The 11,934-nt window shown below is 67.4% G+C and carries 12 protein-coding genes and 1 tRNA gene; 7 read left to right on the top strand and 6 right to left on the bottom strand.

Annotated features, from left to right (window positions below):
• Positions 1-36 precede the first annotated feature (36 nt).
• The 4 genes from IPJ87_13890 to IPJ87_13875 all read left to right on the top strand — a co-directional run bounded on the left by IPJ87_13890 (position 37) and on the right by IPJ87_13875 (position 2,289).
• Positions 37-567, top strand: a complete 531-nt coding sequence (locus tag IPJ87_13890; protein ID MBK7942942.1) for a hypothetical protein — start codon at positions 37-39, stop codon at positions 565-567.
• A gap of 98 nt (positions 568-665) precedes the next feature.
• On the top strand, positions 666-1,454 hold the full coding sequence (locus IPJ87_13885; GenBank protein ID MBK7942941.1) for a hypothetical protein: 789 nt from the start codon (positions 666-668) through the stop codon (positions 1,452-1,454).
• 95 nt (positions 1,455-1,549) lie between these two features.
• Positions 1,550-1,951 (top strand): methylmalonyl-CoA epimerase, encoded by a 402-nt coding sequence (mce, locus tag IPJ87_13880; GenBank protein ID MBK7942940.1) that lies wholly within the window; start codon positions 1,550-1,552, stop codon positions 1,949-1,951.
• 2 nt (positions 1,952-1,953) lie between these two features.
• Positions 1,954-2,289 carry a TfoX/Sxy family protein gene (locus IPJ87_13875; GenBank protein ID MBK7942939.1) on the top strand — a complete coding sequence of 112 codons (336 nt, stop codon included), beginning with the start codon at positions 1,954-1,956 and terminating at the stop codon, positions 2,287-2,289.
• Positions 2,290-2,296: 7 nt separating this feature from the next.
• Here IPJ87_13875 and IPJ87_13870 read toward each other — a convergent pair whose 3' ends face one another.
• Complete coding sequence (locus IPJ87_13870) at positions 2,297-2,935, bottom strand: HAD family phosphatase (protein MBK7942938.1); 639 nt, start codon at positions 2,933-2,935, stop codon at positions 2,297-2,299.
• Positions 2,936-3,008: 73 nt separating this feature from the next.
• Entirely contained in the window at positions 3,009-4,763 is a 1,755-nt protein-coding gene (locus IPJ87_13865) for a hypothetical protein (GenBank protein ID MBK7942937.1), read from the bottom strand.
• A 94-nt stretch (positions 4,764-4,857) separates the two neighbouring features.
• Between IPJ87_13865 and IPJ87_13860 the strand changes: the two genes are divergently transcribed.
• Positions 4,858-4,930, top strand: a tRNA-Ile gene (locus tag IPJ87_13860).
• 55 nt (positions 4,931-4,985) lie between these two features.
• Here the strand turns inward: IPJ87_13860 and IPJ87_13855 are convergent.
• A complete protein-coding gene (locus IPJ87_13855; protein ID MBK7942936.1) occupies positions 4,986-6,785 on the bottom strand; it encodes a hypothetical protein in 1,800 nt (599 codons plus the stop codon).
• A 44-nt stretch (positions 6,786-6,829) separates the two neighbouring features.
• Here IPJ87_13855 and galE point away from each other — a divergent pair, with 44 nt between their 5' ends.
• Positions 6,830-7,858, top strand: a complete 1,029-nt coding sequence (gene galE, locus IPJ87_13850) for a UDP-glucose 4-epimerase GalE (GenBank protein MBK7942935.1) — start codon at positions 6,830-6,832, stop codon at positions 7,856-7,858.
• Between the two features lie 92 nt (positions 7,859-7,950).
• Positions 7,951-9,219 (top strand): sugar MFS transporter, encoded by a 1,269-nt coding sequence (locus IPJ87_13845; protein MBK7942934.1) that lies wholly within the window; start codon positions 7,951-7,953, stop codon positions 9,217-9,219.
• A 9-nt stretch (positions 9,220-9,228) separates the two neighbouring features.
• Here the strand turns inward: IPJ87_13845 and IPJ87_13840 are convergent, their stop codons facing one another.
• The 3 genes from IPJ87_13840 to IPJ87_13830 form a co-directional block, all read right to left on the bottom strand.
• Positions 9,229-9,846 carry a hypothetical protein gene (locus IPJ87_13840; protein MBK7942933.1) on the bottom strand — a complete coding sequence of 206 codons (618 nt, stop codon included), beginning with the start codon at positions 9,844-9,846 and terminating at the stop codon, positions 9,229-9,231.
• A 105-nt stretch (positions 9,847-9,951) separates the two neighbouring features.
• Positions 9,952-11,427, bottom strand: a complete 1,476-nt coding sequence (gene rpoN / locus IPJ87_13835) for an RNA polymerase factor sigma-54 (GenBank protein MBK7942932.1) — start codon at positions 11,425-11,427, stop codon at positions 9,952-9,954.
• A 76-nt stretch (positions 11,428-11,503) separates the two neighbouring features.
• Complete coding sequence (locus IPJ87_13830) at positions 11,504-11,860, bottom strand: hypothetical protein (GenBank protein MBK7942931.1); 357 nt, start codon at positions 11,858-11,860, stop codon at positions 11,504-11,506.
• Positions 11,861-11,934 lie beyond the last annotated feature (74 nt).

The following is an 11,934-nucleotide window of genomic DNA, read 5'->3' as shown; positions in this document are numbered from 1 at the left end:
CGGCACCTCCAAGTGCCGCCCCGGTAGTTTTGGGGCATGAAGCTCATCCGCACCTTCCTCCTGCTCGCTCCGCTCCTGCTGGCCGCCTGTGGCGGAGGCACCAAGGCGGGTGGCGATGAACCTCCTGCCACGGCCGACAGCGCCCAGGCGCCGCCCGCGATCGACCTTTCGGCGCATGATGTTCCGCTGTGGGTGACCCCGCCGGACGCCCAGGTGCTCGGTGGACAAGCCCCGCAGGTGCGCTGGAACGAGCAGGCCGGCATCCTGGAGGTGCGGGCCGGGGAGCACTTCGGCCTGGACATCGTGGAGGCCGAGGGGGACCTGGCCCGGGTGAAGGCCGCGCTGGACCGTGACATGTTGTTGAAGCACGAGGTGGTGGAGGAGGGCCCCGACCACCTGATGTACCGCAGCAGATATCCCGACCAGGACCTGGTGTTCGTGCATTTCGTGAAGGTGCTGCGGGTGGCGGGACGGATCTTCGAGGTGGGCGATGACCCCCAGGGGCGGTTCACCGAACAGGACGTGCGCCGGATGCTGACCGCCGTGGCCGCAGCACCCGCCGGATGACCAGGGTAACCCCCTGCCCCTGACGCCGTAAACAGGCCGCGGAGGACCGGAACGCGCCGGACTTCGTATCATTGCCAGCTCTTCAGACCCGCACGGACATGCGCACCGCCCTCCTCTCCCTGGCCGCTTTGGTCTGTCTGCCCTCCTTGGCAGGCGTCATCGTTGTGGAAGGTCGCTATCAGGGCAAGAACCTCTTCGTGCAGAACCCCTTCTCCGAGGCTGGGGTGGGCTTCTGCGTCTTCGAGGTCACCGTGAACGACCAGATCGCCACGGACGAGATCAATTCCAGCGCCTTCGAGGTGGACCTCGGCAATTTCGGACTGAAGCTCGGCGATCCCATCACCGTGAAGATCAAGCACAAGGACGGATGCACCCCCGTGGTGCTGAACCCCGAGGTGCTGAAGCCCAAGAGCACCTTCGACATCGTGCAGCAGGCCGTCTCGCCGGAAGGCCTGTACACCTGGACCGCGACCAACGAGACCGGCGAGCTGCCCTACGTGGTGGAACAGAAGCGCTGGAACAAGTGGGTGAAGGTGGGCGAGGTGATGGGCATCGGCACGCCCGGTGAGCACCGCTATGAGTTCAAAGTGACGCCCCACAGCGGGGAGAACACCTTCCGCGTGAAGCAGGTGGACATGACCAAGCGCAGCCGGTACAGCGAAGCGGCGAAGTTCACGGACCCCTCGGTGGCCGTGGTCACCTGGAGCCCGCCCAAGCCCAAGGAGGAGATCCTCTTCTCGGCCGCCACGCTGTATGAGATCTACGACCAGTACGGCAACATCGTGAAGCGCGGGTACGCCAACAAGATCGACATCACCGCCCTGAAGAAGGACCTGTACTACCTCAACTACGACAGCAAGATGGGGGAGACCTTCATCAAGCGCTGATCGCCTCCGGACCTCTTCGAAAGCCCTCCGCGACCCGGAGGGCTTTCTCATGCTCGCTCTTGGCGGCTTTGCGTCTTTGCGGCTAACCTTGCCGCATGATCCGCATCGAGCACCTCGGCATCGCCGTGAAGGACCTGGACGCCGCGGAGGCGGTCTACACCCGGTTGCTGGGCGTGGCCCCGTACAAACGCGAAGCCGTGGAGCGCGAAGGCGTCATCACCAGCTTCTTCCTGGTGGGCCCCAACAAGATCGAGCTGCTGGAGAGCACGCGCCCCGACGGCCCCATCGCCAAGGCCATCGAGAAGCGCGGCGAGGGCATCCATCACGTGGCCTTCGAGGTGGACGACATCCGTGTGGAGATGGCCCGGTTGAAGGCCGAAGGCTTCACGCTGTTGAGCGACGAGCCCAAGCCCGGCGCCGACAACAAGCTGGTGTGCTTCGTGCACCCCCGGGACGCGAACGGCGTGCTGGTGGAGCTGACCCAGGAAGCGCGCTGAGCATGGCCACGCGCAAGGAGACGGCGACCTTCATCCTGCACCACCTCGGCCATCCGGAGCGCTTCACGGTGCGGGCGATGTTCGGGGAGTTCGCACTTTATGCCGACGGCAAGCCGGTGGCCTTCATCTGCGACGACCAGCTCTTCGTGAAGATCATGCCGGAGAGCGCCGCGTTGGAAGGCCGTTGTGAGCAGGCGCCCGCCTATCCCGGCTCCAAGGCGTACTTCCTGGTGCCGGAGGACCTGATCACCGGCGACGACCGACTGGCCGGGCTCCTGCTGCGCATGGCGGAGGTGCTGCCCCTGCCCAAGACGAAGCGGACGAAGAAGCAGCCTTGAGGGCGGCTTAGGCCAGCAGCCCCAGCCGTGCCACCAGGGCGCTCACATCCTCCCGCGTCAGGTCGAGGTGCTCGGCGCGCAACGCTGCGGCGCGCGCTCCGACGACGTGCTGGATGCTGTCGTCGATGAAGAGCGTGCGCGCCGGGTCGGCGCCGTGATGCTCCAGCACATGTTGGAAAGCGGCCGCATCCGGCTTGCGCAGGCCGATCTCGCAGCTGTAGTAGGCCCCGTCGAAGAGCGTGCGGAAGTCGGCGATGCCGTTGTCCGCAGCAATGAGGCGCTGGAAGGCCGGCACGTGGATGGCGTTGGTGTTGCTGAGCAACAACAGGCGGTAGCGTTCGCGAAGCTGCCGCAGCAGGGTGATGCGCTCTTGTGGGATCCGGCCCAGCATGGCGTTCCAGCACGCATCCACCTGCTCCACGGTGATGCCCCCGCCGTGCAGGCCCTGGATCCGCGCGCGGAACTCCGCGGGGGATAAGGCCCCCACCTCGAAGCCGTCGAAGAGATGGTCCTGTTGCGCCTTGCTGTAGAAGGCCTCGAACCCGTCGAAGCCCAGCGCATTGAAGGCCTCGGCCGTGCGGTGGTAGTCCACGTCGATGAGCACTCCGCCGAGGTCGAGAAGCACGGTATCGATCGCGCGGCTCATCCCAGAGCGCTTCCGGCGTACATCGCAGCGGCCCGCACCGGCACGTTGCGTCTCTCGTTGTTGCCCGAACGGTTCACTCGCATGGTCGCACGGCCGTGATCCGGATCGAGATGCTGTCCAGCAGGATCTCCCCGTTGCCCGGCTGCCAAACATACCACGACAGTTGTTCGCCCGGCCGGGCGGCCGGCATGCGGTAGGCATAGCGCCATCGGCGCCATGTTCCAGCGAACGGCACATCGTTCAGTCGGAACGCATAGTGCTCGCGTGCAGACCCCGGGCGCCCCAGGGTGGTCACTACCAGCGCGTCCTGACCGCTCCCGGGTCGCGGCTCCCCGCGTCGAAGGGAGGCTTCGATGTGGAACGCTTGACCCGTCGGCAGTTCGGCAGGTCCCACGCGTAGGGTCGGGCCGAACGGATGGTCGCTGTCGACCAGAAAGGTGTTCCCTCCAGGGCCCTCGGGCCGAGTGGCGGCATTCTCCTCCCAGGGAGGCGCGACCTTTCCCCCGTGCGCGCTCGTGCGCATCACCAGCTCCATCCCACAGGGCGCGTAGGGGGGTGGTTCCAGATCGCCGCCGAGCGCACCGCGCCAGCTCGCATCGGTGCGCAAACGGATCGCTCGCCATTTCTCCAGGTCCATGTTGAAGGGATGGATGATACCCACGGTGTATTGCCACGCGTGGAACAGCTGCAGGGCGATGAACGGAAGCAATGACCACCAGAGGATGCGTGCCGCCCGACGCGTGAACGAACCCAGTAAGGTCGTCATGGGAACGGCCGCAACGGGCAGGTGGTCCAGGTAGGGACGAGGTCCGTAACTGTCCCCGTATTCCCAGCTCCACCAGGCGCTGGTGAGGTGGACCATGGCCATGCCGTGCATGGTAAGGGCCGCACCGGCCATGGGCGACCTTCGCCAGAGGATCACGGCCCCTGGCAGGCCCAGCAGCAGCAGCGGCCAGTGGAAGAACAGCCCCTTCTGCGCTCCGAAGAGGCTCTTCCAGAGCTGCGGCCGCAACCAATGGAATCCCTCGCCGCCGTATGGGCGAACGAAGCATGTCCCGCTCTGCAGGTACCACACCAGGGGTTGCAGGGAGAGCATGGCCACGAACAGGACCGCGCCGGGAAGCAGCGCCCGACGCCCGGCCGCATGCCACCAGCGCAACGGTGAGACCGCGCCCTCGGACACAAGTGCCGGGACGGCCAACAACACGATCCCGTTCACCGGTCGGATCAGCAGGACGACCGCGAACAGACCCGCTGCAACGATGGTCCAACGCACACTGACCTCGTGCCAGGCGCGGTGCACGCTCAGCAGGAGCAGCGCCACGGCCGCGAACGAACACGGATGGGACATCCCGGGTGACATCACAGCGTGCTGCACCAGTCCCGTCCCGGCAAGGATGATGAGCAGGGAGAGCGCCACCGCCCGGTCCTCGAACCCCATGCGCAGCAACAGGGCCCGCAGTGCGACCAGACCGATGAAGGTCCACAGGATGCCTCCGATCGCCACGGCGATCTGATATCGGAACGCCCGGGCATCGGGTGTGGCGCCGAGCGCCAGGCCGATCGAATGGGCCATGAGCACCATCGGGGCCTGCATCAGCGATGTCCCCACCATGTATTTGATCACCATCGCGTTCCCTGCGGGGACCACATGGTCCGGGCGGGCCTCGGCGGCCGGACGCCAGCCGGGTTCCAGTACCATGCTCCAGTAGGCATGGTAGCCGGCGCCATCGCTGATGATGATGTCCTTCCACCCGTGGCCGTCATCCCCGATGATCCTCCACCGCACGGAAGCGGCCGCCAATAACAGCCCGAGCAGGACCAGCATCCGGACGGACCACGGTGCTCGGAAGGACATTGCAGCAAGGTATTCATCGGCCGGATGCGGAGCCGGGGGGCGCCTGTACCTTCGCGCGCCATCGGGGCCCATAGCTCAGCGGTCAGAGCAGGGGACTCATAATCCCTTGGTCGCAGGTTCAAATCCTGCTGGGCCCACCTTCGCACGCGTTGCGTGCTTCGTTGGGCACAGCCCACCACCGTGCCGCACCGGTCAATACGGTTCCACCGCGAAGACCTTGATGCGCAGGTCGTCCAGCAGCACGCGGGCTTCACGGGCCGGGTCCCTGAACCGGAACCGCACCTCCTCACCGTACTGCAGCGGTGGCAGCGGGATGGCGTAGCAAAGGCGGGCCCATGTGCTGTCGCTCTCGCCGGGAAGGGGGTTCATCCGGAAGGGCTCCTCGAACACGACCAGGCCGTCGGGCCCAAGGATGATCGCTTCGCCCTGCATGGTGAACGAATCGCCTGCGCGCTCCTCATAGCGCATGGCCGTCACCTCGAGCTGCAGCGCGCGTCCGATGGGCAGGGTGCCGCCCGGGGCGATGAACGTGATGCCGGACCCATCGCCGTCGTACACGCAGACGTGCCGTCCGCTCACGGCCTCCGCCCGCGGCTCGATGCGGCCGCCGATCCAGTGCGGGGAGGGCTCTTCGAGGTTGGTGTAAGCCCTCAACACCATGCTCATCCCGTTCGGATGGAAGGGCGGGGCCTGGTAGTTGCCGCCGAGCCGGTCCCTGTCCGCCGGCGCCGTGCGGCCGAAGGCCCAGGCGTACGTGTGGCGGTCCATGTTCTCGTGGTGGAGGATGAGGTGGTGGTACTGCCAGTATTGGAACCCATGGAGCAGGATGCAGCCCAGCATCCACGCGCGCGCCACGATCCACGACCGGCGGCCGGCGTGGTGCAGCGCCAGGGCCCAGGGGACGGCAAGCACGGCCAAGTGTTCGATGAACACCCGGCTGCCGAAGCCGCTGCCGTAGTACCAGATCCACCAGCTGGCGATCACGTAGGTGTTCACCGCGAAGTAGATCAGGCCCGACCACGCCACGACCGGCGCGCGACGCCGAAGCGCGAACAACGCCGCCATGGCGAACAGCAACACCGGGGCGTAGAGGAACAGACCGCGCCGGAAGCCGAACAGGACGCGAAGGACCTCCGGTCGGTCCCAATGGAAGCCCTCGCCCCGGTAGCCCCATTCCACCCAGTGGCCGGTCTGCGCATGCCAGAGCAGCGGCTGGATGCCCACTACGGCAGCGAACGCGGCGAGAGCCGTGACCAGGTGCAGGGGACGCCGCAGCACGCGGCGGATCATCGCCCGTGTGTTGTGCCCGGCCACGATGGGCACGGCCAGCAGCACCAGCCCGTTCACCGGCCGGATGAGCACGATGAGACCGAACACCGGGCCGAGCAGGATCAGCCAGCGCATGCGGCCATCGTCCGCCAGCCGGTGCACCAGGAACAGGAAGGCGGCGAAGGCCAGGAACGAGTGCACGTGCGACCAGCCCGGCTGCATCGTGGCGTACGGCAGCAGTGGTGTGGCGAGCACGGTGGCGGCCAGCACCCAGGCGATCACCGGGTCGCGCACACCGAGGCCGGCGAGCAACGCGCGCAGCAGCAGCAGCCCCAGCAGCACATGGACCAGGCCGCCGAGCCCGATGGCCATGTGCTCCCATCCGCTACGTCCGTCCTTGGGGGCATCGGCGCTCCACAGCGCCACCGCATGGCCCGCCGCGAACCACGGCGCCATCATCACCGCCGTGCCGGCGAAGTACTTGTTCAACGTGCCGTCCGGTGTGTGGTGCACATACGTGGGGTCGGGCGGCTCGTGCCCCAGGTCACCGCGGATGAACACCGCCAGCAGATAGCCATAGTAGCCGCGCACGTCGCTGCGTATCAGGCGATCCCACGCATGGCCGGTGTCGCCGATCCACGCCCAGCGGACCTGCAGCACGGAGAGCGCGAGCATGAGCGCGGCGATCGTGAGCGTGCTGATGCGTGGACGATGCATGGACATGGCGCGCCAAAGGTGCGGCGGCGGGCGCGGCTATCTTGCGCCCCATGGGCAAGGTGATCGTCACCGGTGGCGCGGGCTACATCGGATCGCATACCGTGGTGGAACTGGCCGCGGCCGGGCATGTGCCCGTGCTGGTGGATGACCTGCGCAACTCCGAGGAGGCCGTGCTCGATGGCCTGGCGAAGCTCATCGGCCGCCGTCCCGTCCTCCACCGGGTGGATTGCACCGACCGCCGCGCGCTGGATGCGGTGTTCCGCGCGGAAGGGCCGGTGCATGGGGTCATTCACTTCGCCGCCGACAAGGCCGTGGGGGAGAGCGTGCAGGACCCGCTGAAGTACTACGCCAACAACGTCGGCTCGCTGGTGGCCCTGCTGCAGGTGATGCACGAGCACGCGGTGCGCACGCTGGTGTTCTCCAGTTCGTGCACGGTGTACGGACAGCCCGACCGGCTTCCCGTGGGAGAGGATGCGCCCGACCACAACGCCCTATCGCCCTACGGCGCCACGAAGGTGATGGGCGAGCGGATGCTGCGCGATCTGGTGGCGAGCGATCCGGGCTGGCGCGTGGTGCTGCTGCGCTACTTCAACCCCATCGGTGCGCACCCCAGTGCCTGCATTGGCGAACTGCCGCTCGGGGTGCCCAACAACCTGGTGCCCTTCGCCACGCAGGTGGCCGCCGGGCTCCGCGATCGGCTGGTCATTCACGGCACGGACTATCCCACGCCCGATGGCTCCTGCGTCCGGGACTACATCCATGTGGTGGACCTGGCACAGGCCCATGTGACGGCCATGGCCTGGGCCGACGCGCGGACGGAGGCGACCTGCGAGGTGTTCAACCTGGGCACCGGCCGGGGCAGCAGTGTGCTGGAGGTGGTGCGCGGGCTGGAAGCGGTCATCGGCCGGCCGCTGCCGCACCTGCTCGGTCCGCGGCGGGCGGGCGACGTGCCCGAGGTCCATGCCGACCCACGCAAGGCCAGCGCCGGCCTTGGCTGGAAGGCGGAGCGCACCCTGCACGACGCCCTCGCCGACGCGTGGCGCTGGCAGCAGACCCTGGCCGATCGCGACCGCGGTTGAGCGGTTATCCGTCCCGGGTGGTGGACAAGTGATCATGGACCGATGCCGGTGTGCGCCGAGGGCCGAGCACCTTCGCGTTCAGTCCCCATCCCATGTCGCACCCCCGCAACGCCACCCGGCTCGTCGTCCTGCTCGGCGTGTTCTATGCCGTCTTCGGCGCGGTCACCTGGCTCAACAGCGTGCTGATCCCCTACCTGAAGATCGCCTGTGAGCTCACGCTCGACCAGGCCTTCTGGGTCACCATGGCCTTCTACCTGGCCTACACGGTGATGGCGCTGCCCTCGTCGTGGGTGCTCAAGCGCACCGGTTTCAAGGGCGGCATGATCACGGGCCTGCTGGTGATGGCGGTCGGCGCGGTGCTGTTCATTCCCGCGGCGGGCGCGCGCGCCTACGGGCTCTTCCTCACCGGCCTGTTCGTCATCGGCTCCGGCCTCACCCTGCTGCAGACCGCTGTGAACCCCTATGTCACCATCGTGGGGCCTCTGGAGAGCGCAGCGAAGCGGATGAGCATCATGGGCATCTGCAACAAGGTGGCCGGCGTGCTCGGGCCGGTGGTGCTCGCCGCCATCGTGCTGAAGGACGCCGACGCGCTGATCGCGCGGCTGGCGGGCCTGGACGATGCCGCGCGGGCCGGGGAGCTCGCGGCGCTGAGCGATCGCGTGGTGATGCCCTATACCGTGATGGCCGTGGTGCTGGTGGTGCTGGCGGTGCTCGTGCGCTGGTCGCCGCTGCCGGAGATCGCCTCGGAGGAGGAGGCCACACAGGCCGATAAGGCCGCGGGCCACGCGAGCGTGCTGGCCTATCCGCAGCTGGTGTTGGGCGTGCTGGCGCTCTTCCTGTACGTGGGGGTGGAGGTGATCGCGGCGGACACGATCGCCACCTATGGCCAGAGCCAGGGCATTCCGCTGGACCGCGCCAAGTACTTCCCCGGGTTCACGCTGAGCGCCATGGTGGTGGGCTACCTGGTGGGCATCGCCACCATCCCCCGCCTGCTGTCGCAGGCCGCGGCGCTCACCGCATCGGCCGTCACCGGGGTGGCGATGAGCCTGCTGGTGGTGCTCACCACCGGGTATGTGAGCGTGCTGTGCGTGGCGCTGCTGGGCCTGGCCAACGCGCTGATGTGGCCGGCGATCTGGCCGCTGGCGATCGAAGGGGTGGGCCGGCACACCAAGACCGCTTCGGCCCTGCTGATCATGGCCATCGCCGGCGGGGCGCTGCTCCCCAAGGTCTACGGCCTGCTGGTGGGCCCCGCCGAGGCGCCCGTGCTGGGCGACCGCCTGGCCTACGCGCTGCTGGTGCCGTGCTACCTGTTCATCGGGTGGTACGCCCTCCGCGGGCACCGCCTGCGCCGCTGGGGCTGAGGGCCACGGCTAGAGCTGGATCCCGAGCACCACGCAGGTCCACGTGCAGAGGAAGCCGACCGCCGTGCCCGCCACCACCTGGCCCGCGGTATGGCCGCCCACCAGCAGCCGCGCCGAGCCCAGCGCACCCGCCAACACGATGAGCACCGCCAGCTCCAGGGGTGCGAAGGTGCCGTGCAGCATCTGCAGGCCGCTGAGGCCGCCGAGCAGGCCGCCGATGCCGACCATGTGCGCGCTGATCCGCCAACGCAGGGTGACCGCCAGGGTGACGGCCACCGCCAGCAGCACACCGGTGAACAGCGCGTAAGTGGCCGGATGGTGCGGTCCCCGGTGCAGCAGGTACAGGCACATGCCCAGGTAGAGCATCGTCATCAGCAGGGGCACGATGCGCTCCTCGCGCAGCGGCATGGTGAGGCCGCTGATGGCGCCGCTGCGCCAGAGGAGCACCGCGCTGGACACGGGGAACACCACGGTCATCACCGCCACCATGCCGAAGGTGAACCACTGCACCGGCGCCGGCAGGAAGAAGCTGATGTGCGGGTCGAGGCGGAAGGCCAGCACCAGGGTGAGCAGTGGCATCACCACCGGGTGCAGGATGACGGAAAGGGCCTGGGCGAGGGCACGCATGGGGTCAGGGGTGAGCGGCGAGTTCCGAGTGGCGAGTGGAAATGCGCCCTTTGACCCTGCTCAGGGCGGCATTCCACGCGCCACTCGCTGCTCGGAACTCGCCGCTCATAGCTCCTTCCTCAACCGCGCGACCGGGATGTTGAGCTGCTCGCGGTATTTGGCCACGGTGCGACGGGCGATGTTGTAGCCCTTCTCCTTGAGCAGTGCGGTCAGCTCGTCGTCCGTCAACGGCTTGCGCTTCTCCTCGGCGTCGATGGCGTCCTGCAGGATCTTCTTCACCTCGCGGGTGCTCACCTCCTCGCCGCTATCGGTGCTGAGGCTCTCGCTGAAAAAGTACTTCAGGGGCAGCGTGCCGTAGTTGGTCTGCACGTACTTGCTGTTGGCCACGCGGCTCACGGTGCTGATGTCCAGGTGCACCTTCTCGGCGATGTCCTTCAGGATCATGGGCCGCAGCTTGGTCTCGTCGCCGGTGAGGAAGTAGTCGCGCTGGTGCTCCATGATGGCCTCCATGGTGACCAGCAGGGTGTTCTGCCGCTGCTTGATGGCGTCGATGAACCACTTGGCCGCGTCGAGCTTCTGCTTGATGAACTGCAGGGCCTCGCGCTGCTCCTTGTCCTTCTTGTGCCGCTGGTACTCGGCGATCATGTCGCGGTACTGCCGGCTGATGCGCAGCTCCGGCGCATTGCGCCCGTTGAGGGTCAGCTCCAGCTGCCCATCGATGGACAGCACCTGGAAATCGGGCACGATCTCCTGTGTGGGCTTGGCCGTGTCGCGTGCGGTGTTGCCGGGCTTGGGGTTCAGGTGCACGATCACGTCCACGGCGGCCTTCAGGTCCTCCTCGGTGATCTCCATGCGCTCCACGATGCGGTCGTAGTGCTTCTTGCTGAAGGCCTCGAAGTGCTTGGCGATCACCTCGCGGGCGGTGATGCTGTCCACCTCACGCGGGAGCCGCTCCAGCTGCAGCAGCAGGCACTCGCGCAGGTCGCGCGCGCCGATGCCGGCGGGGTCCAGGGCCTGCACTTCGCGCAACACCCGCTCCAGCTCCGCGGGGTCGGTGCTCACGTTCTGCGTGAAGGCCAGGTCGTTGACGATGCTGGGCAGGTCGCGGCGCAGGTAGCCGTCCTCGTCCAGGTTGCCGATGAGGTGCTGCCCCAGCAGCTCGGTGCGCTCGTCGATGTCGCGCAGGGCGAGCTGCTGCATCAAGGCCTCCTGGAAGGACGTGCCCCCGGCCAGCGGCACCTCCCGCTCCTCATCGTCGGCGCTGCGGTTGTTCACCTGCAGCTTGTAGTCCGGCGTGTCGTCGTCCGGGAAGTAATCGCTCAGGTCGATCTCGTCCCGGTCGTCGGCGCCCTGTTCCTCGCCCTCGCTGCCACTGTCCTCGTTCTCAGCGATGGCCTGCTCCTCGGTGGGCATCTCCTCGTCCGCACCGTCCTCGCCCTCCTCCAGCGCGGGGTTCTCCTCGATCTCCTGCTTGATGCGCTGCTCCAGCTCGGCGGTGGGCACCTGCAGCAGCTTCATCAGCTGGATCTGCTGGGGGCTCAGCTTCTGCTGCAGCTTCTGGAAAAGGCCTTGCTTCAACATCGCGGGGCAAAAGTACAGGAGGGCCCGGGCGTTGGCCGCACCCGCCCGTCCACTTCGCCGCCGCCTTGCGCCCCGCCTACTTCGCCTTCGCCGTCGCCTCCACCATCGCCTTCACGGTCTTCGGCGCGTTGCCGATGAAGAGCTGGTCGCCGATCACCACCACCGGCCGCTTCAGGAAGGTGTACTCCTGCAGGATGTATCTGCGGTAGTCCTTCTCGGTGAGCGTCATCGTGTTCAGGCCGAGCGCGCGGTACTTCAGGGCCACGCGACTGAAGAGCGCCTCGTAACTGCCGGTCATCTTCTTCAGCGCGTCGAGCTGTGCCGGTGTGATCGCTTCCGTCTTGATGTCCTGTAGGGCGAAGCGCTTGAGCTTGGGCACCTCCTTCAGGATGCGCTGGCAGGTGCCGCAGTTGGCGAGGTGGTAGATCTTCATGGGGGTCGGTTCGCCGGAAGAGACGCGAAGGACGCGAAGAATGTTCGGAGGATTGGAGTAATCGGGCGGTGCGG

This window comes from Flavobacteriales bacterium (assembly GCA_016713875.1).
Taxonomy (GTDB): Bacteria; Bacteroidota; Bacteroidia; order Flavobacteriales_F; family PHOS-HE28; genus PHOS-HE28.
This window is presented reverse-complemented; position numbering and strand designations above follow the sequence as displayed.